Source organism: Pseudomonas sp. Gutcm_11s, assembly GCF_028649395.1.
Lineage (GTDB): Bacteria > Pseudomonadota > Gammaproteobacteria > Pseudomonadales > Pseudomonadaceae > Aquipseudomonas.
In genome coordinates this window covers 301,667-321,130 of sequence record NZ_JAQSUW010000011.1, presented here as the reverse complement: position 1 = coordinate 321,130, position 19,464 = coordinate 301,667, and the positions used below count along the sequence as shown (strand labels likewise).

Here is a 19,464-nt window from a genome sequence, read left to right as displayed (position 1 = left end):
CCACAGGAGAAGATGATGAACACTGCCCTGTCCCGTATCGCCCTGGCGTTCGGCGCCCTCGCCCTGTCCAGCCAGCTGCTGGCCGAACCCAAGCGCCCCGAATGCATCGCCCCGGCCAAGCCCGGCGGCGGCTTCGACCTGACCTGCAAGCTGGCCCAGAGCGGCCTCAAGGACAACGGCCTGCTCAAGGCCCCGATGCGCGTCACCTACATGCCCGGCGGCGTCGGCGCCGTGGCCTACAACGCCGTGGTCGCCCAGCGCCCGAAGGACGCCGGCACCATCACCGCGTTCTCCTCCGGCTCCCTGCTCAACCTGGCCCAGGGCAAGTTCGGCCGCTATGACGAGAACGCCGTGCGCTGGCTGGCCGGCATCGGCACCGACTACGGCGCCATCAGCGTGCGCGCCGACTCGCCCTACAAGACCCTCGATGACCTGGTGCAGGCCCTGAAGAAAGACCCCGGCGGTATCGTCTTCGGCGCCGGTGCCACCATCGGCGGCCAGGACTGGATGCAGACCGCGCTGATCGCCCGCGCCGCCGGCATCGACCCGAAGGAGCTGCGCTACGTGGCCTTCGAGGGTGGCGGCGAAACCCTCACCGCCATGCTCGGCGGCCACGTACAGGTCACCTCCAGCGGCCTCGGCGAAGTCACCCCGCAGCTGGCGGCGAACAAGATCCGCATCCTCGCCGTGCTCTCCGACGAGCGCCTGCCGGGCAAGCTGGAAGGCCTGCCGACCGCCAAGGAACAGGGCTACGACATCGTCTGGCCGGTGATCCGCGGCTTCTATATGGGCCCGGAGGTCAGCGACGCCGACTTCGCCTGGTGGAAGGCACAGTTCGACACCCTGCTGGCCAGCCCGGAGTTCGCCAAGCTGCGTGAACAGCGCGACCTGTTCCCGCTGAACATGACCGGCGACGAGCTGAAGACCTACGTGTTCAAGCAGGTGCAGGACTACAAGGCCCTGGCCGGCGAATTCGGCTTAGTGCAGTAAGGCCTCCCCTCTCCCCCTAGGAGAGGGTGGCCCGCAGGGCCGGGTGAGGGAATCGCATGCCCCAAGGCATCCCTCACCCCTAGCCCCTCTCCCGGCGGGAGAGGGGAACAACCATCCTTGCTCAGGAATACCACCATGTACGTCCGCCTGTTCGCTGCGGTGTGGCTGCTCGTCTGCGCCTTTCTCGCCGTGGTCGCCTGGGGCTTCCAGGCCCCCTTCTCCTACGACCCGGTCGGCCCGCGCGCCTACCCGTTGCTGTTGCTGATTCTGATGGCCGCCTCAGCCCTGTGGCTGCTATGCAAGCCCAGTGGTGAGCCAACCCTGCCGATTTCCTGGGCCCTGGCGCGCAAGGTCTGCCTGTGCGTCGGCGCCATGCTCGCCTATGCCCTGCTGTTCGAGCCGCTGGGCTTCGTGCTGAGCACGGCGCTAGCCGGTTTCAGCCTCGGCCTGCTGTTTGGCGGCCGCCCGCTGCTCAGCGCCGTCAGCGGCAGCCTGATGGGCGTGCTGCTGTACCTGCTGTTCGACTATCTGCTGGACGTGCCGCTGCCACTCGGCGTGTTCGTCGCTTTCCTGGAGAGCTGAGATGGAAACGCTGAATTTCTTGATGCAGGGCTTCGATGTCGCCACCCGCCCGACCAACCTGCTGGTGGCGCTGTTCGGCGCCTTCGTCGGCACCGTGGTCGGCCTGCTGCCGGGCCTTGGGCCGATCAACGGCGTGGCGATCCTGCTGCCGCTGGCCTACGCCCTCGGCCTGCCGCCGGAGACCGCGCTGATCCTGCTCGCCGCCGTGTACCTGGGCTGCGAATACGGCGGGCGCATTTCCGCCATTCTGCTCAACGTGCCGGGCGACGCCGCAGCGATCATGACCACTCTCGACGGCTACCCGCTGGCCCGTCAGGGCAAGGCCGGCATCGCCCTGTCGCTGTCGGCGATGAGCTCGTTCATCGGCAGCACCATCGCCACCATCGGCGTGGTGCTGTTCGCGCCGATCCTGGCCAACTGGGCGGTGGCTTTCGGCCCGGCCGAGTACTTCGTGCTGATGGTGTTCGCCATCGCCTGCCTGGGTGGCATGGTCGGCGACAAGCCGGTTAAGACCCTGCTCGCCGCGCTGATCGGCCTGGCCCTGGCCACGGTCGGGGTGGACGCCACCACCGGCGTGTACCGTTTCACCTTCGACAGCGTCGGTCTGTCCGACGGCGTGCAGTTCGTCATCGTGGTGATCGGCCTGTTCAGCGTCAGCGAGATCCTGCTGATGCTCGAGCACACCGCCAGCGGCCAGCAGGCGGTCAAGGCCAGCGGGCGCATGCTGTTCAACGCCAAGGAATTCGCCTTCACCTGGTGGAGCAGCGTGCGCAGCTCGCTGGCCGGCTTCGTCATCGGCGTGCTGCCGGGCGCCGGGGCGACCATCGCCAGCGCCATCACCTACATGAGCGAGAAGCGCATGGCAGGTAGCTCCAGCCGCTTCGGCGAGGGCGACCTGCGCGGCGTGGCGGCACCGGAGGCGGCCAACAATGCCTCGGCCTGCGGCTCGCTGATTCCCATGCTGACCCTCGGCGTGCCCGGCTCGGGCACCACCGCGGTGATGATCGGCGCCCTGACGCTGTACAACATCACCCCCGGCCCGCTGCTGTTCGAACAGCAGCCGGACGTGGTCTGGGGCCTGATCGCCTCGCTGTTCATCGGCAACGTCATCCTGCTGGTGATGAACATCCCGCTGGTCGGCCTGTTCGCCCGCATGCTCAGCGTGCCTACCTGGATCCTGGTGCCAGCCATCACCATCATCTCGGTGGTGGGCGTGTACGCCGTGCACAGCACCACCTTCGACCTGGTGCTGATGGCCGCGCTCGGCGTGTTCGGCTACCTGCTGCGCAAGATGGACTTCCCGCTGTCGGCGCTGATCCTCGGCTTCGTCCTCGGCGAGATGATGGAGTCCAACCTGCGCCGCGCCCTGTCGATCAGCAACGGCGACCTGGCGATCCTCTGGTCCAGCCCGATCACCGTCGGCCTCTGGGCCCTGGCCGTGCTGATGCTGGCCCTGCCGGGCATCCGCTGGTGGCGCAACCGGCGCAAGCTGCAGGCCGCGCATGCCTAACTGGCTGCTGACGCCGCTGGCCGGCGCTGCCGGCGGCTGGCTGGCCAGCCTGATCGGCTGGCCACTGCCGTGGATGGTCGGCTCGCTGCTGGCGCTGATGCTGCTGCGCTGCGTCGGCGGCCTCGACCTCGGCGAGGTGCCCGGTGGGCGCAAGCTCGGCCAGTGGCTGGTCGGCACCGGCATCGGCCTGCACTTCAGCCCGGCGGTGTTGGAGCAGGTGCTCGCCCACGGCGGCGTGCTGCTGATCGGCGCCCTGGCCACCAGCCTGACCTGCCTGATCGGCATCGCCCTGCTGCGCCGCGCCGGCGTCGACCGCGCCACGGCGTTCTTCGCCAGCATGCCCGGCGGCGCCAGCGAGATGGTCAACCTCGGCCAGCGCAACGGCGCGCGAACCAGCGAGGTGGCGGCCGGGCAAAGCGTGCGCCTGCTGCTGGTGGTGCTCTGCGTGCCGGCGCTGTTCCAGTGGTGGCTGGGCGCCGCACCGGCGCTGGCGCATGCCGGCGGCGCCAGCGACCTGCCCACGCTGGCAGTGCTGCTGGCCGGCGGTGCGCTGTTCGCCCTGCTCTGGCAGCGCCTGCGCCAGCCCAACCCCTGGCTGCTCGGACCGATCCTGTTCTGCGCCATTGGCGCGGTGTGGCTGGATCGCCCGCTGAGCCTGCCAGGCGGTACCAGCGAGGTCGGCCAGTGGCTGATCGGCAGCGCCCTGGGCTGCCACTTCAGCCGCGAATTCTTCCGCCGCGCACCGCGCTTCATCGGCCTGGTGCTGCTCGCCACCCTACTGGCGATGCTCGCCGCCGCGCTGGTGGCCGAGGCGCTGAGCTGGCTGGTCGCGCTGGATCACCGTTCGCTGATGCTGGGCATGATGCCCGGCGGCATCGCCGAACTGAGCTTGACCGCCGAGGCCCTGGCCCTGTCGGTGCCGCTGATCACCGGGCTGCAGGTGCTGCGGCTGATGTGCGTGCTGTTCCTCGCCGAGCCGGCCTTCCGCCTGTGGCAACGACGACGCTAGACCCACGTTTAGGCCCGCCGCGTGCGGGCCTCTTTTTTCGCGGGCAAAAAAATGGGCGACCGAAGTCGCCCTAAATGCCTTGCGTGCACTGTTGCGGAGGGATTACTCGGCCTTGACCACGACCGGGGCCTTGGCCTTTTTGTGAGAATCCTTCCAGATGAAGAGACCGACGCCGCCGAAGAAGGCGACCATCAGTGCGACTGTGCCGATACCGGCGAGAACTACGGTGTCGAGGAACATGGCTGCCTCCTTGTGCTGAGCCTTGTCTTGATGGCTTCAGGTTAGAGGAGCTGCGGCGGCGGGAATTGACGCGGATCAATGTCCGTGAGGGTGGGCGCCGCGACAGGGCGCCGCAGGCGGGTACAACGGCGCTGAAGGGCTCAGCGCTTCTTCTTCGGCTTGCCCTTGGGCTTCTTGCCCTTGGGCAGCGGCAAGGCCTGCTCGAAGGCCTGGCGCATGTCGTCCAGCTTCTTGTCGTGCAGGTCGTGGATGCGCTTGCCGCGCTCGGCGGCGAAGTCGATCAGCTTGTCGTCGCTCATGGTCAGGACCGGATCAGGCGAAAGGTGAGGTTGATGCGTGGCGCCACCGGCTTGCGGGTCTTCGCCACCTGATGCTGCCAATGATGCTGCGTTGCGCCGGCCATGACCAGCAGCGAACCGCTATCCAGTTGCAGTGAGTGCTCGATGCGCCCCCTGCCCTTGCGTCGCAGATCGAAACGCCGGGGGCCGCCGAGGTTGAGCGAGGCGACCAGCGGGTTGGTACCCAGCTCGGCTTCGTCATCGCTGTGCCAGCCCATGGAGTCGTTGCCATCGCGGTAGAAGTTGAGCAGCACGCCGTTGAGTAGCTGGCCGGCCACCTCCTCCACCCGCCGGCGAATCTCGCTCAGCAGCGGCGTCCAGGGCAGCGGCTGATGCACCAGGCCGGAATAGCGGTAGCTCGCCTCGGGGTCGCCATACCAGGCCAGCAGGCGCGGCACCGGGATGGACTGGCCATGGATCTGCAGTTGCGGCTGCTCCCAGGGCGTCTCGGCGGCCAGTTGCTGGAACCAGATGTCGGCGGTGCCGGGATCGAGCCAGTGCGGCCGGTAATCCAGCTCGGCACCAGGCAGTTGCAGCGGTTGCGAGTCGAACAGATCCACGCCGATCAGACTTCCACGTCCACCCACAGGCCCTGGCGCGGGATTTCTTCCAGCAGCTTCTCTTCCTCGGGGCTGTTGGCCTCCAGCTCGGCCAGCTCCTCCGGGGTGTAGCCGCGGCGCTGGCGACGGCGCTGCTCCTCACGCAACAGCTCCTCGGCCTCCTGTGGGTGCCGCTTGTCCAGACCCACCTCGCTCTCGTTGGCGCTCTCGTTGGTCGGGGTCACCGGCGGGATGTCAGGGCGCGGCTTGATCACGTCCTGCTGGGCGGTAACGGGGACCAGGCTGTGAGGAATGGGCGGTAGCATTCGGGTGCCTCCTGTTGACCCTACTGTCGGCCGGTCGGTCCGCGACTTGAACGACCGCTACACTTTCGACTCAGGACGCGCGCATTGATTCAGCCACGGGCGTCGCCCTCGGCGCGGCGTTCCGCTAACATACGCGGCTTTTTTCGCAGCTGGGGCATTTCATGGCAAGTAGTGGCATTGTGCAGTATCAACCGGGACAACGCTGGATCAGCGACAGCGAGGCGGAACTCGGACTCGGCACCATCCTCACTTCCGACGGGCGCCTGCTCACCGTGCTCTACCCGGCCACTGGCGAGACCCGCCAGTACGCCCTGCGCAACGCCCCGCTGACCCGCGTGCGCTTCGCCCCGGGCGACGAGATCACCCACTACGAAGGCTGGAAGCTGACCGTCCAGGAAGTCGAGGACGTCGACGGCCTGCTGGTCTACCACGGCTTCGACGCCCAGCACGAATCCTACAGCCTGCCGGAAACCCAGCTGTCCAACTTCATCCAGTTCCGTCTGGCCAGCGACCGCCTGTTCGCCGGGCAGATCGACCCGCTGAGCTGGTTCGCCCTGCGCTACCACACCCTGGAACACCAGAGCCGCCTGCTGCAATCCAGCCTGTGGGGCCTGGGCGGCGCCCGCGCCCAGCCGATCGCGCACCAGCTGCACATTGCCCGCGAAGTCGCCGACCGCATGGCCCCGCGCGTCCTGCTGGCCGACGAAGTGGGCCTGGGCAAGACCATCGAGGCCGGCCTGGTGATCCATCGCCAGCTGCTCTCCGGCCGCGCCAGCCGCGTGCTGATCCTGGTCCCGGAGAACCTGCAGCACCAGTGGCTGGTGGAGATGCGCCGCCGCTTCAACCTGCAGGTCGCCCTGTACGACGCCGAGCGCTTCGCCGAGAGCGATGCCGACAACCCCTTCGAGGACACCCAGCTGGCGCTGGTCTCGCTGGAGTGGCTGAAGGACAGCGAGAAGGCGCAGAACGCCGCATTCGCCGCCGGTTGGGACCTGCTGGTGGTCGACGAAGCCCACCACCTGGTCTGGCACCCGGAAAAGGCCAGCGACGAGTATCGCCTGGTCGAGCAACTGGCCGAGGTCATCCCCGGCGTACTGCTGCTCACCGCCACCCCGGAGCAGCTGGGCCTGGAAAGCCACTTCGCGCGCCTGCGCCTGCTCGACCCGGACCGTTTCCATGACCTCGCCGCATTCCGCGCCGAGAGCGCCAACTACAAGCCGATCGCCGAAGCCGTGCAGGAGCTCCTCGACGAGGGCCGCCTGTCCGAGAAGGCCCACGCCACCATCAGTGGCTTCCTCGGCAACGAGGGCGAAGCGCTGCTGGCCGCCGTCACCGATGGCGACAGCGAAGCCGCGGCACGCCTGATCCGTGAGCTGCTCGACCGTCACGGCACCGGCCGCCTGCTGTTCCGTAACACCCGTGCAGCGGTGCAGGGCTTCCCGCAGCGCGAACTGCATCCCTACCCGCTGGCCAACCCGGTGGAGTACATGGAGCTGCCGGTGGGCGAGCATGCCGACCTCTATCCGGAAGTCAGCTACCAGGCGCAGGACAGCAGCGAAGAAACCCGCTGGTGGAAATTCGACCCGCGCGTGGACTGGCTGATCGACACCCTGAAGATGCTCAAGCGCGTGAAGGTGCTGGTGATCTGCGCCCACGCCGAAACCGCGCTGGATCTGGAAGACGCCCTGCGCGTGCGCTCCGGCATCCCGGCCACGGTGTTCCACGAGGGCATGAACATCCTCGAGCGCGACCGCGCCGCCGCCTACTTCGCCGACGAGGAATTCGGCGCCCAGGTACTGATCTGCTCCGAGATCGGCTCCGAAGGCCGCAACTTCCAGTTCAGCCACCACCTGGTGCTGTTCGACCTGCCGGCCCACCCGGACCTGCTCGAGCAGCGCATCGGCCGCCTCGACCGGATCGGCCAGAAGCACGTCATCCAGCTGCACGTGCCGTACCTGGAGAACAGCCCGCAGGAGCGCCTGTTCCAGTGGTACCACCAGGCGCTGAACGCCTTCCTCAATACCTGCCCGACCGGCAACGCCCTGCAGCACCACTTCGGCCCGCGCCTGCTGCCGCTGCTGGAAGACAGCGACGACAGCGTCTGGCAGGCCCTGCTCGACGAAGCCGAGGCCGAGCGCAAGCGCCTCGAAGGCGAGCTGCACAGCGGCCGCGACCGCCTGCTGGAGCTCAACTCCGGTGGCGCCGGCAATGGCCAGCAACTGGTCGAGGACATCCACGAGCAGGATGACCAGTACGCCCTGCCGATCTATATGGAAGAACTGTTCGACGCCTATGGCATCGACAGCGAGGACCATTCGGAAAACGCCCTGGTGCTGCGCCCCAGCGAGAAGATGCTCGATGCCAGCTTCCCGCTCGGCGACGACGAGGCGGTGACCGTCACCTACGACCGTAACCAGGCCCTGGCCCGCGAAGACATGCAGTTCCTCACCTGGGAACACCCCATGGTGCAGGGCGGTATGGACCTGGTGCTGTCCGGCTCGATGGGCAACACCTCGGTGGCACTGATCAAGAACAAGGCGCTCAAGCCAGGCACCGTGCTGCTCGAGCTGCTGCACGTCAGCGAAGTGGTAGCGCCCAAGGCCCTGCAGCTGGGCCGCTACCTGCCGCCGATCGCCCTGCGCAGCCTGCTCGACCCCAACGGCAACGACCTGGCCAGCAAGGTCGCCTTCGATACCCTCAACGATCAGCTGGAGCCGGTGCCACGCGCCAGCGCCAACAAGTTCGTGCAGGCGCAGCGCGACGTACTGAGCAAGCAGATCAACGCCGCCGAGGCCAAGGTGCAGCCGCGCCACGCCGCCCGCGTCGACGAGGCGCGCCAGCGCTTCACGGCCACCCTGGACGAGGAAATCGCGCGCATGACCGCGCTGCAGGCGGTCAACCCGTCGGTACGCCCGGCCGAGATCGAAGCCCTGCGCAAGCAGCGCGAGAGCGGCCTGAGCTTCCTCGACAAGGCGGGCCTGCGTCTGGAGGCGATCCGCATCCTGGTCGCCGGCTGAGAACCTGGCCTGGGCCCGCACGGGTCCTCGGCCGGAAACAAAAAAGGGGCAGCCTAGGCTGCCCCTTTTTCTTGCCTGCGAAGATCAGGCGCCCATCTTGGCGCGCATCTTCTCGCACATCTTGGTCATCTCGTCGTAGATGATCTGCGGGTTCTGCCGCTTGATCGCCCAGGCCATGCGGCCCTGCTCGTGCGGCAGGATCATGAACTCGCCCTTGGCCACTTCGTCGTAGATGTAGCCGGCGATGTCGGCGGCGCTGATCGGGCTGCCTTCCAGCAGCTTGCCGACCTGCTGCTTCATCTCCGGGGTCGGGCCACGGAAGGAGTCCAGCAGGTTGGTCTGGAAGAACGACGGGCAGACCACGTGCACGCCCACATCTTCGGGCTTGAGTTCGATCAGCAGGCTCTCGGAGAGCGCCACCACGCCGGCCTTGGCCACGTTGTAGTTGCTCATCGCCGGGCCCTGCATCAGCGCCGCCATGGAGGCGATATTGATGACCTTGCCCTTGCTCGCGCGCAGCAGCGGCAGGAAGGCCTTGCAGCCCTTGATCACGCCCATCAGGTTGATCGACAGCTGCCAGTCCCAGTCTTCCAGGCTCAGGTCGGCGAACATGCCGCCCGCCGCGACACCGGCGTTGTTGACCAGTACGTCGAGGCCGCCGAAGCGCTCCTCGCAAGCCTGCGCCACCGCGGTGAGCTGGCTGTAGTCGCGCACGTCGCAGCGCAGGGTGAAGCCATCGCCGCCGGCTTCACGGACCAGCTTCAGGGTCTCGGCCAAGCCGCTCTCGTTGACGTCGCACAGCGCCAGGCGCCAGCCTTCGCGCGCCCAGCGCAGGGCGATCTCGCGTCCCAGACCGGAACCGGCGCCGGTGATCATCATGCGATTTTGCATAGTGTTGTTGCCTTGTTCTGTGGTGAGGTTGCGGCGAGTGTAGCCAAGGCAATACGCCGCGCGGCGCAGCATCAGGCGGCTGAATGACGAGCCAGAAGACGGCCCGGTGAACCGCCTAGCGACGCCGGTATAGACGCAACAGCAACCAGCCATACACCAGCAGATTGACCACCAGCACGAGAGCCCCGAGCCAGAGCTGGATCTGCGGGGTCAGCCCGGCCGGGTAGATCAGCGGGATCAGGTAATGCTCGACGAAACCACCGGCATAACCGGCCTCCCCCGCCGCTCGTCGCAACTGGTTCTCCAGCGGCGTCAGCGGGCAGTACAGGTGCAGCAACTCCACCGCTACGCCCCAGGCCGCTGCCGGCAGATGCAGCAGGGCCAGGCGCGGCCAGCGCAGTACCAGCAGCCCACCGCCCAGTACGAAGAGAATGAATAGCAAGTGCACCAGCACCACCGCATCAGCGGCCAGTCTCAGCAACATTGCGCATGTATCGCTATTGAATTGATAGCCATTTATCCATGCCCCTCACATAGGCGCCTTATATTTATCGACATATATCAATGAGTTAGCACCATAACGCGGAAGCTAAACATTCTTATTTATATTAATTTTTATATATAATTCAACAACTTATATTTGACCAACAGCAACTTGCAGCGCAAACTTCCGAACTATCAAGTACCCACTCAGGCAACCACCACTCAGGGCGAGGCACATCATGAAAGGCGACAAGAAGGTCATTCAGCATCTGAACAAGATCCTCGGCAATGAGTTGGTGGCCATCAACCAGTACTTCCTGCACGCACGCATGTACGAAGACTGGGGCCTGGAAAAGCTCGGCAAGCACGAATACAAAGAATCCATCGACGAGATGAAGCATGCCGACAAGCTGATCAAGCGCATCCTCTTCCTCGAAGGCCTGCCCAACCTGCAAGACCTGGGCAAGCTGATGATCGGCGAGAACACCAAGGAAATGCTCGGCTGCGACCTCAAGCTCGAACAGTCCGCCATTCCCGATCTGAAAACCGCCATCGCCTACTGCGAGAGCGTCGGTGACTATGGCACCCGCGAACTACTCGAAGACATCCTCGAGTCCGAGGAAGAGCACATCGACTGGCTGGAAACCCAGCTGGGCCTGATCGAAAAAGTCGGCCTGGAAAACTACCTGCAGTCGCAGATGGAAGAGTGATCCTCCCGCAATAAAAAAGCCCCGCACTGGCGGGGCTTTTTTATTGGCGCAAGAACAGCCTGGAAACCTGTCACCTCTCATCCAGCCGTGGACTGGAAGTTGAATACCCTCCAGAGCCCCTGCCCATCCCGGCGCAATTCGACGCTGATCAGGCAGGCACCCTCGAAGCGGACGTTGATGCTGGGCACCTCCAGCTCCTGGTTGCGCAGCCAGCGACGCAGGCGGTTGCCATTGGACTGCGGCGGGTGCAGCCAGACCAACGCCAATGCTTCACGCGTGCACAACTGACGCCGGGCCATCTCGCGCAACTCGCTGGCGTTGCGTCCCGTCAGGCCGTCGGCGCCCAGGGTCAGTGCATGGGCCTGCTCGAAGCGGTCTGCCTGCAGGAGCTGCAGAAAGTCCCTCGCCACAGCCCTGGCCGGCTCATTGGCATAGGGTGCCTTGAGCCAGGCATAACCGCCCGCCATGACCAGAAGCAACGCCAGCCCTGCCGCCAGCCCCCTGCGCCCCATCACAGATCGACTCCGTCGACGTCACGGAACAACCGACCAATCCCGCGCAGCAGCCACAGCACGGCATTTATCGGCAACTCGATCAGCAGTTCCAGTACATCGAACCAGGGGCTTTCCTCTCTACTCCCTCTCGGCCAAAGCCAATAGGCGAACAGAAAGCACAGCGTCATGCCGAGCAGGCACAGCCCTAGCGGCCCACCCGAGAGCCCGTGCACCAGACAGGCGATCCCTGCCAGGAACAGCAGTGTCGCCAGCACCGCGCGCAGCGTTTCCACCAGCGATCACTCGCGAATGACGAACAGCTTGACCACGAACCACTCCGCGCCCTTGTACAGGTAGCCGAGCGGCCCATAGATGGTGGCTGGCTTCGGTGGCTCCTGCTGGTGCAGTGATACACGGATCGTCGACATCTGGACCTGATCCTTGAGGACGCGCATACGCGCCTCCATCGAGTCGATCTCCGACTGGATGCGGTTGAGCTCGGTCTCGATCAGCAGGATGTCCTTGACGTCCTTCGCCTTAGCCAGCAGATCACGGAAGCGATCACGCAGGGCCAGGTCGTTCTTCAGGCGGGTTTCCACGTCGACATACTGCTCGGTGACATCCTCGCCTTTGACGTGGCGCCGCTGAACGGTGCCACTGCGCTCGACATCGCCCAGTGCATCATTGAAGGCACCCTTGGGCACTCGGTAGACGAAACTCTGGCTCTGCCTGCCGTAGTCGCTCTTCTCCTCCACGTAGCCGCCGAGGGCGACCATGCACGCCGTCAGTTGCTCGGAAGCCTTGCCGAGATCGGCCACCTCCACGGAGAAGTCGGCGGTCCATACCAGCAGGCGGCCGCTGGTTTTGCCCTGGGTAGGCGCATAACCGGCACTTACCGGCTCGGCGGCTTCGCCACCAACAGCGCCGCCCTTGGACGAGCAGCCCAGCAACAGGCTCAGACAGATGCCAAGGGCAACAGCGCCCCAGCGGGAGAAAGACGGGTTCATCCTTGATAGTCCTCGGTGCGTCCATGTCGATGGGCGGCGATCATACCGTCGCCCATAAAAAAGGGCAGCCCGAAGGCTGCCCAGTTCACACGGAGCAATGGATCAGTGAGCCGCTGCACCACTGGCGCCGAGGCCGGTTTGCGAGCGGACGAATTGCGGGTAGAAGCGTGCGCGCTCCTCGCTTGCGGCGTGGGACTTGTCGGTGATCGAGAAGAACCAGATACCGATGAAGGCCACGGCAATGGAGAACAGCGCCGGGTACTCGTAGGGGTAGATCGGAGTCGCGTTGCCGAGGATCTGTACCCAGATGGTCGGGCCGAGAACCATCAGCACCACGGCGGTGATCAGGCCCAGCCAGCCGCCGATCATCGCGCCACGGGTAGTCAGCTTCTTCCAGTACATGGAGAGGATCAGTACCGGGAAGTTGCAGCTGGCCGCGATGGAGAAGGCCAGGCCGACCATGAAGGCGATGTTCTGCTTCTCGAACAGGATGCCCAGGCCGATGGCCAGCACACCCAGCACCACGGTGGTGATCTTCGAAACGCGCAGCTCATCCTTCTCGTTGGCCTTGCCCTTCTTGATCACGCTGGCGTACAGGTCGTGGGACACCGCCGAGGCGCCGGACAGGGTCAGACCGGCAACCACCGCGAGGATGGTGGCGAAGGCCACGGCCGAGATGAAGCCGAGGAACAGGCTGCCACCCACGGCATCGGCCAGGTGCACCGCCGCCATGTTGTTGCCGCCGATCAGGATGCCTGAGGCGTCCTTGAAGTCCGGGTTGGTGCCTACCAGCAGGATCGCGCCGAAGCCGATGATGAAGGTCAGGATGTAGAAGTAGCCGATGAAGCCAGTGGCGTAGAACACCGATTTGCGGGCTTCCTTGGCGTCGGAGACGGTGAAGAAGCGCATCAGGATGTGCGGCAGGCCGGCGGTACCGAACATCAGCGCCAGGCCGAGGGAGATCGCCGAGATCGGGTCCTTCACCAGGCCGCCGGGGCTCATGATGGCCTCGCCTTTCGGGTGAGCCTTGACTGCTTCGGTGAACAGGGTGCCGAAGTCGAAGCCGACGTGCTTCATCACCATCAGCGCCATGAACGAGGCACCGGACAGCAGCAGCACGGCCTTGATGATCTGTACCCAGGTGGTAGCCAGCATGCCGCCGAACAGCACGTAGCAAACCATCAGGATGCCGACCAGCACGACTGCGACGTGGTAGTCGAGGCCGAACAGCAGCTCGATCAGCTTGCCGGCGCCGACCATCTGCGCGATCAGGTAGAAGGCCACTACCACCAGCGAACCGCAGGCGGATAGAGTGCGGATTTCCTTCTGCTTGAGGCGGAACGAGGCGACGTCGGCGAAGGTGTACTTGCCGAGGTTGCGCAGGCGCTCTGCGATCAGGAAGAGGATGATCGGCCAGCCGACCAGGAAGCCGATCGAGTAGATCAGGCCGTCGTAACCGGAGGCGAATACCAGGGCGGAAATACCCAGGAAGGACGCCGCCGACATGTAGTCACCGGCAATCGCCAGGCCGTTCTGGAAGCCGGTGATGCCGCCACCGGCGGTGTAGAAGTCGGCAGTCGACTTGCTGCGTTTGGAGGCCCAGTAAGTGATGCACAGCGTGGCGCCGACGAACACCACGAACATGACGATAGCGGCGACGTTCAGCGGCTGGCGCTGCACTTCACCCTCGATGGCGCCGGCAGCCCAGAGCGCCGGTGCGGCGGCCAGCAGGCCGATAGCAGTGAGAAGACGCGCAATCATTTCTGCACCTCATCCAGGATTTCCTGGTTCAGACGGTCGAACTCGCCGTTGGCGCGTTTGACGTAGATACCGGTCAGCACGAAGGCGGAAAGGATCAGGCCGACCCCCATGGGGATGCCCAGGGTCATCGGCGAGTCATCGCTGATGCGGGTACCGAGCAGTTGCGGGTCGAAGGCGATCAGCAGGATGAAGGCCACATACAGGCCAAGCATGATGGCGGATAGGATCCAGGCAAAGCGGTCGCGCTTGGCGACCAGCTCCTTGAAGCGCGGACTCTGTTCAATCCGCTTGTAGACGCTGTCGTTCATTGTTGTTGTCCTCCACAGCACGATTTACGGGTGAGGCCACTCTGCGAGCGACTGCGGGGGCGAGACAGACGACCTTAGTCGTAGCCAAAGCCCCTTCTCGACCAAAGTCTTAGAGGCCGGGCAGCACGAATTTGGAATTTGGTACGGGCGTCTATACTCACAGCTTCCTGAGCCTGTAGTCCCCTGCACTCTGCCCCCGAGGTCACCTGCTATGGATTGGCTGGGTCTGCGCTTTTTCACCGCCGTACCCGACGGCGCACAAATCCTCCTGGACTGCAGCCACGTCCCAGGCCTCGTCATGCTCTCGTATGTGGTCGCCTGTCTGGCCGGCTACGCCACCCTGAGCTTCGCCGAGCGCGCCGGCCATGCCGAACGCTTCGAGGCACGGCGCAACTGGTGCGCGGTCGGTGCCCTGAGCCTCGGCGGCGGCGTGTGGAGCATGCACTTCATCGCCATGCTCGCCTTCCAGGCTCCGGTGGCGGTGAGCTACGACATACCGACGACGATCTTCTCCCTGCTGGCGGTGCTGCTGGCCGCGCTGCTGGCCATGCCCGGCCTCGCCAAATCCCACCCTACCCTACGCCAGCGCCTGCTGGCGGCACTGTGCATCGGCCTGGGCATCGCCCTGATGCACTACAGCGGCATGGCCGCCATCCGCTCGGAAGCCCAGCTGTACTACCGCCCGGAGCTGTTCGCCCTGTCCGTGGTCATCGCCATCGTCGCCAGCCTCGCCGCCCTGCAACTGTCGCTGTTCTTCCGCGGCCGCGACGGCCTGCTGCATCAACTGCTGCGCATCGCCGCCAGCCTGGTGATGGGCGGCGCAATCGTGTCCATGCACTTCACCGGCATGTGGGCGCTGGAAATGGTCGTGCCACTGGGCACGCCGCTGCAGCTGCAGAGCACCGGCAACACTCTGCAACTGGGTCTGAGCATTGGCCTGCTTGCCCTATTCGCCATCGGCGGTGGGCTGGGTGCGGCCTGGGCCGACCGCAAGCTGCAGCACAAGGAGCGCGACCTGCTGCGCGTCAACTCCCTGCTCAACCAGCTCAACCAGGCGCGCGCCTCTTTGCAGCAGGCGGCGCATTACGACCCGTTGACCAACCTGCTCAACCGCCGCTCGTTCAACGAGGTATTCGCCGAGAAGCTGCGCAGCCATGCCCAGCTGGGCCAGGCGATGGCGCTGATGTTCCTCGATATCGATCACTTCAAGCGGATCAACGACAGCCTCGGCCATGACGCCGGCGACCAGCTGCTCAAGGAAGTCGCCGAGCGCATTCGTGGCACCCTGCGCGACCAGGACGTGGTCGCGCGCTTCGGCGGCGACGAGTTCTGCATCCTGGTCAGCCTCAATCGCATCGAAGAGGCGCGCAACCTGGCGCGCCGAATCATGGCGCGGATGAAGAAGCCGATCACCCTGGCCCGCCGACACATGGTGATGACCACCAGCGTCGGCATCGCCATCTACCCGCGTGACGGGGAGACCTGCGAGGAGCTGCTCAAGCACGCCGACCTGGCCCTCTATCAATCGAAAGGCAGCGGACGCAACGCCGTGCACTTCTTCAGCGAGCACCTGCGCAACAAGGCGAGCATGGAGCTGGAGCTGGAAGAAGAGCTGCGCCAGGCCCTGAAGAAGGACCGCGGCCTGCTGCTGCATTACCAGCCGATACTCGACCTGGGCAGCGGCCATATCGGCAAGGTGGAAGCCCTGGTGCGCTGGCAGCATCCACGCCTGGGCCTGCTCTCTCCGGACCGCTTCATCGGCATCGCCGAAGCCAACGGCTTCATCGGCGAGCTGGATGCCTGGGTACTGCGCCGCGCCTGCCAGGACATGCGCCAGCTCAGCAGCAAGCACGCACAGCATGACCTGCGCGTGACGGTGAACTGCTCGGCGCTCAACCTCAGCCATGACGACCTGCCCGACGAGGTAGCCCAGGCGCTGAAGAACTCCGGCTTGCGCGCCCAGCGCCTGGAGCTGGAGGTAACCGAGAACGCCCTGATGAGCAACGTCAACCAGGCCCTCAGCCTACTGCAGCGCATTCGCGAGCTGGGCGTGAGCATCTCCATCGACGACTTCGGCACCGGCTACTCCTCCCTCGCCTACCTCAAGCGCCTGCCGCTGGACACCCTGAAGGTCGACCGCTCCTTCATGCTCGAGCTGCCTGAGGCCAACGCCGACCGGCAGATCGTCCAGGCCATCGTCGGCATGGCCCATACCCTCCATCTCAAGGTGGTCGCCGAAGGGGTGGAGAACGCGGCGCAGCTCGCCTTCCTGCGCGAATTGAACTGCGACTTCATCCAGGGCTACCTGCTCAGCAGACCAATACCGCTGGACGAGCTGGCACAGTTCCTCAGCGACTTCGAAGCGGGCCACGTCGGTAGCGAATTGCTGCCGGCCGAGCACAGGCCATCTAAAATCGATTTCCTAAAATCGATATAGCCTGACTATCAAAACCATGACCAACGTCGATTTCTCGGCAGCACTGTCGGGGACTATCTTCCACCTCAAGAAAGAACAATTCTCATTCTTCGAGGTGCATCATGCTCAAGACAGTGACCTTCACCCTCATGCACTTCTGCATCGCCTTCAGCGTCACCTACGCCCTGACCGGCAGCATCGCCGTCGGCGGGCTGGTCGCAGCGGTCGAGCCACTGTGCAACTCGGTAGGCTTCTACTTCCACGAGAAGATCTGGAAGCGTATCGAGGGCAACAAGGCCAGCGACAGCGCTATCCCCAAACACGCCTGGTTGCATCATCACGCCTGAGCGCCGCTGTCCGCGGGCGCGCGGCTCCGCTAAGATGCGCGGCTTTGCCACCTCGCATCCGCAGACGACATGACCACTAGCCCGCGCGCCCATATCCTGCCGTACCTGTTCGCCCTCCTGCTCGCCCTCGCCGCGCTTGGTGCCGCCTGGTACTGGGTTGGCAAACCGGTGATCCTCGCCGATGCTGCCACCCCCACGCACAAGCTGCAGTGCGCCTCCTACACGCCATTCGGCAAGGACCAGTCGCCCTTCGACCAGCCCTTCCAGATCCGTCCGGAGCAGGTGGAGACCGACTTCACCCAGCTGGCCAAGCGCTTCGAGTGCGTGCGCACCTACTCCATGACCGGCCTGGAGATGCTGCCGGACATCGCGCGCAAGCACGGCCTCAAGGTGCTGCTGGGCGCCTGGATCAACAGCAACCCGCTGGATAACCAGAAGGAAATCGACGCCCTGATCAAGGCGGCCAACGCCAATCCGGACGTGGTCGAGGCGGTGATCGTCGGCAACGAGTCGCTGCTGCGCAAGGAAGTCACCGGCGCCCAACTGGCGACGCTGATCGCCGAGGTCAAGGGCAAGGTCAAGCAGCCGGTCACCTATGCCGATGTCTGGGAGTTCTGGATCAAGCACCCGGAAGTGGCGCCGGCGGTGGACTTCATCACCATCCACCTGCTGCCGTACTGGGAAGACGATCCAACCGGCATCGACGCCGCGCTGAGCCAGGTCGCCAACGTGCGCCGCAGCTTCGGCACCGCCTATGCGCCGAAGGACATTCTGATCGGCGAGACCGGCTGGCCCAGCGAGGGCCGCCAGCGTGAGACGGCGCTGCCGAGCCGGGTCAACGAGGCCCTGTTCATCCGTGGCTTCGTCAAGATGGCAGAGGAAAATGGCTGGAAGTACAACCTGATCGAGGCCTTCGACCAGCCGTGGAAGCGCGACAGCGAAGGCGCGGTCGGCGGTTACTGGGGCCTGTTCGATGCCGACCGCCAGGACAAGGGCATTCTCGCCGGCCCGGTGTCCAACCTGCCGCACTGGCCGCTGTGGCTGGGCGCCAGCGGCCTGCTGCTGCTCGCCGCGCTGGTCCTTGCCGGTCGCCCGGCCTCGACTCGCTCGGCCCTACTGCTGCCGTTCACCGCCGCCCTCGGCGCCGCCAGCATCCTCGGCTGGAGTGAGCTGGCACTGATCACCAGCCGTTACTGGGGCGAATGGCTGTGGGCCGCGGCGCTGGTCGCGTTGAATCTGCTGGTATTGGCCCACGCGGTGCTGGCCCTGTCGGCCCGCAGTGGCTGGCGCGAGCGCGCCTTCGCCTGGCTGGAAGCACGCGGCGGCTGGTGGCTGGCAGCAGCCGGCTTCGCCGGTGCGGTGCTGATGCTCGGCCTGGTGTTCGACTCGCGCTACCGCAGCTTCCCCAGCCTGGCCCTGCTGCTGCCGGCGCTGGTCTACCTGTGCCGCCCGGTGCGCGGTCCGCGTCGCGAGATCGCCCTGCTGACCGCCATCCTCGGCGCCGGCATCGCCCCGCAGCTGTATCAGGAAGGTCTGCACAACCTGCAAGCCGTCGGTTGGGCACTGACCTGCGCCCTGCTGGTCATCGCCCTGTGGCGCAGCCTGCGCCACTCGCGCGGCTGAAACGGAGGGCAAGGATGCCCAGATCACTCAGATCAATACTCGCGGCGCTGCTGGCCCTCGGCCTGAGCGCCTGCGTGCCCTACCCCGCCTACCGCACCACCCAGCCCGAGGCCGAGCTACAGGTGCTGGATGAACAGGACCAGCCACTGGCCGGCGCCAGCGTCACCCTGATCGCCCGCGCCCATCCGACGCCCTTCGAGCAGTCACGCGAAACGCGCGGCACCGATGCCGAGGGAATAGCTCGCTTCGCCAGCCAGCATGAGTGGCAGGCCGAAGTCATGTTCCTGCATGGTCGTCTGGTCTACTACTGGGAATGGTGCGTGACGGCGGCCGGGTATCAGACCGCCCTCATCCCCTTCAGCACGCCGCTGCAGGTACGCCTGCAGCCCGGCGAGTCCGAGCCCTGCCCGGCACCGCGCGACTGAAGAGTTTTCAGGCCGCCGCGCGCGGCGCCCGCACCAGACGCAGGCCGGCCAGGACCAGGGCAAACACCGCCAGGCTGGCGCTGTACAGCACCAGCGCCGGGATGCCGAACAGCAGCGCCAGACCGGCCAGCACGCGACCCACCTTGCCCGGTGCGACGAAGGCCAGCACGGCCAGGACCAGAGCGGTCCAGGCGATCACACGGAAGTGGATCAAGTAGCCGAGGCTGGCGCGCGCCTGGCATTCCCAGCGCGAAGCCTGCTCGACGCAGAGGCCGACCCACTGGCCATCCTCCATCAGGGCGAAACGCACGCCATAGCTGGCCGCCAGCCACAGCGGCAATACCAGCAACAGCAGCAGAAGAGGAATATGGCGGGACATCTTGGCGCTCCGGTGGTCCGAAAAAGGCGCCCAGCTTAATCCGCTCGCGCCCGAGCGCAAGACCGGAAC

General features: G+C 65.5%; 22 protein-coding genes. 10 read left to right on the top strand and 12 right to left on the bottom strand.

Translation table 11 applies throughout. The features are described 5' to 3' along the window. The first annotated feature begins 15 nt into the window (after positions 1-15). The 4 genes from PTT45_RS08345 (at position 16) to PTT45_RS08330 (ending at position 4,091) form a co-directional block, all read left to right on the top strand. Positions 16-990: a Bug family tripartite tricarboxylate transporter substrate binding protein gene (locus PTT45_RS08345; protein ID WP_273812627.1), complete on the top strand. Its 975-nt coding sequence runs from the start codon at positions 16-18 to the stop codon at positions 988-990. 135 nt (positions 991-1,125) lie between these two features. Then, positions 1,126-1,572, top strand: a complete 447-nt coding sequence (locus tag PTT45_RS08340; protein ID WP_273812626.1) for a tripartite tricarboxylate transporter TctB family protein — start codon at positions 1,126-1,128, stop codon at positions 1,570-1,572. Position 1,573: 1 nt separating this feature from the next. Continuing rightward, a complete protein-coding gene (locus PTT45_RS08335) occupies positions 1,574-3,082 on the top strand; it encodes a tripartite tricarboxylate transporter permease (protein WP_273812625.1) in 1,509 nt (502 codons plus the stop codon). Next, the gene (locus tag PTT45_RS08330) at positions 3,075-4,091 is read left to right on the top strand and encodes an AbrB family transcriptional regulator (protein ID WP_273812623.1); all 1,017 of its coding nucleotides are present in this window, start codon (positions 3,075-3,077) and stop codon (positions 4,089-4,091) included. The genes PTT45_RS08335 and PTT45_RS08330 overlap by 8 nt, the downstream gene beginning before the upstream one ends. Before the next feature lie 102 nt (positions 4,092-4,193). Here PTT45_RS08330 and ccoM read toward each other — a convergent pair whose 3' ends face one another. The 4 genes from ccoM to PTT45_RS08310 all read right to left on the bottom strand — a co-directional run bounded on the left by ccoM (position 4,194) and on the right by PTT45_RS08310 (position 5,534). Then, the gene (gene ccoM / locus PTT45_RS08325) at positions 4,194-4,331 is read right to left on the bottom strand and encodes a cytochrome c oxidase subunit CcoM (protein ID WP_273812622.1); all 138 of its coding nucleotides are present in this window, start codon (positions 4,329-4,331) and stop codon (positions 4,194-4,196) included. Positions 4,332-4,471: 140 nt separating this feature from the next. Further along, positions 4,472-4,630, bottom strand: coding sequence for a hypothetical protein (locus tag PTT45_RS08320; protein WP_273812621.1), 159 nt, complete (start codon positions 4,628-4,630; stop codon positions 4,472-4,474). Positions 4,631-4,632: 2 nt separating this feature from the next. Then, complete coding sequence (locus tag PTT45_RS08315) at positions 4,633-5,229, bottom strand: alpha-ketoglutarate-dependent dioxygenase AlkB family protein (RefSeq protein WP_273812620.1); 597 nt, start codon at positions 5,227-5,229, stop codon at positions 4,633-4,635. Positions 5,230-5,234: 5 nt separating this feature from the next. After that, positions 5,235-5,534, bottom strand: coding sequence for an aspartate-semialdehyde dehydrogenase (locus tag PTT45_RS08310; protein WP_273812619.1), 300 nt, complete (start codon positions 5,532-5,534; stop codon positions 5,235-5,237). A 161-nt stretch (positions 5,535-5,695) separates the two neighbouring features. On the opposite strand from PTT45_RS08310, the gene rapA reads away from it, so the two are divergent. Then, entirely contained in the window at positions 5,696-8,551 is a 2,856-nt protein-coding gene (gene rapA / locus PTT45_RS08305; protein ID WP_273812618.1) for an RNA polymerase-associated protein RapA, read from the top strand. Positions 8,552-8,635: 84 nt separating this feature from the next. On the opposite strand, the gene PTT45_RS08300 is transcribed toward rapA, so the two are convergent. Further along, positions 8,636-9,442 (bottom strand): SDR family oxidoreductase, encoded by an 807-nt coding sequence (locus PTT45_RS08300; protein WP_273812617.1) that lies wholly within the window; start codon positions 9,440-9,442, stop codon positions 8,636-8,638. A gap of 115 nt (positions 9,443-9,557) precedes the next feature. After that, positions 9,558-9,926, bottom strand: coding sequence for a DUF2784 domain-containing protein (locus tag PTT45_RS08295; RefSeq protein ID WP_273812616.1), 369 nt, complete (start codon positions 9,924-9,926; stop codon positions 9,558-9,560). A 238-nt stretch (positions 9,927-10,164) separates the two neighbouring features. On the opposite strand from PTT45_RS08295, the gene bfr reads away from it, so the two are divergent. After that, positions 10,165-10,635 carry a bacterioferritin gene (gene bfr, locus PTT45_RS08290; RefSeq protein WP_273812615.1) on the top strand — a complete coding sequence of 157 codons (471 nt, stop codon included), beginning with the start codon at positions 10,165-10,167 and terminating at the stop codon, positions 10,633-10,635. Between the two features lie 77 nt (positions 10,636-10,712). On the opposite strand, the gene PTT45_RS08285 is transcribed toward bfr, so the two are convergent. The 5 genes from PTT45_RS08285 to PTT45_RS08265 form a co-directional block, all read right to left on the bottom strand. Further along, positions 10,713-11,150 carry a hypothetical protein gene (locus tag PTT45_RS08285; RefSeq protein ID WP_273812614.1) on the bottom strand — a complete coding sequence of 146 codons (438 nt, stop codon included), beginning with the start codon at positions 11,148-11,150 and terminating at the stop codon, positions 10,713-10,715. Continuing rightward, the gene (locus PTT45_RS08280; protein ID WP_273812612.1) at positions 11,147-11,422 is read right to left on the bottom strand and encodes a hypothetical protein; all 276 of its coding nucleotides are present in this window, start codon (positions 11,420-11,422) and stop codon (positions 11,147-11,149) included. Before PTT45_RS08280 ends, PTT45_RS08285 begins: the two co-directional genes overlap by 4 nt. Positions 11,423-11,428: 6 nt before the next feature. After that, complete coding sequence (locus PTT45_RS08275; RefSeq protein WP_273812611.1) at positions 11,429-12,136, bottom strand: DUF4349 domain-containing protein; 708 nt, start codon at positions 12,134-12,136, stop codon at positions 11,429-11,431. A 102-nt stretch (positions 12,137-12,238) separates the two neighbouring features. Then, positions 12,239-13,897, bottom strand: coding sequence for a cation acetate symporter (locus PTT45_RS08270; RefSeq protein ID WP_273812609.1), 1,659 nt, complete (start codon positions 13,895-13,897; stop codon positions 12,239-12,241). Next, positions 13,894-14,205, bottom strand: a complete 312-nt coding sequence (locus tag PTT45_RS08265) for a DUF485 domain-containing protein (protein ID WP_273812608.1) — start codon at positions 14,203-14,205, stop codon at positions 13,894-13,896. Before PTT45_RS08265 ends, PTT45_RS08270 begins: the two co-directional genes overlap by 4 nt. 211 nt (positions 14,206-14,416) lie before the next feature. Here PTT45_RS08265 and PTT45_RS08260 point away from each other — a divergent pair, with 211 nt between their 5' ends. The 4 genes from PTT45_RS08260 to PTT45_RS08245 all read left to right on the top strand — a co-directional run bounded on the left by PTT45_RS08260 (position 14,417) and on the right by PTT45_RS08245 (position 19,016). Further along, a complete protein-coding gene (locus tag PTT45_RS08260) occupies positions 14,417-16,642 on the top strand; it encodes a putative bifunctional diguanylate cyclase/phosphodiesterase (RefSeq protein WP_273812607.1) in 2,226 nt (741 codons plus the stop codon). 101 nt (positions 16,643-16,743) lie between these two features. Continuing rightward, positions 16,744-16,968 (top strand): DUF2061 domain-containing protein, encoded by a 225-nt coding sequence (locus PTT45_RS08255; protein WP_273812606.1) that lies wholly within the window; start codon positions 16,744-16,746, stop codon positions 16,966-16,968. A 69-nt stretch (positions 16,969-17,037) separates the two neighbouring features. Next, entirely contained in the window at positions 17,038-18,591 is a 1,554-nt protein-coding gene (locus PTT45_RS08250; RefSeq protein WP_273812605.1) for a glycoside hydrolase family 17 protein, read from the top strand. Between the two features lie 14 nt (positions 18,592-18,605). Beyond that, on the top strand, positions 18,606-19,016 hold the full coding sequence (locus tag PTT45_RS08245; protein WP_273812604.1) for a carboxypeptidase-like regulatory domain-containing protein: 411 nt from the start codon (positions 18,606-18,608) through the stop codon (positions 19,014-19,016). A 7-nt stretch (positions 19,017-19,023) separates the two neighbouring features. On the opposite strand, the gene PTT45_RS08240 is transcribed toward PTT45_RS08245, so the two are convergent. Continuing rightward, positions 19,024-19,395, bottom strand: a complete 372-nt coding sequence (locus PTT45_RS08240) for a hypothetical protein (RefSeq protein WP_273812603.1) — start codon at positions 19,393-19,395, stop codon at positions 19,024-19,026. Between the last annotated feature and the right edge of the window lie 69 nt (positions 19,396-19,464).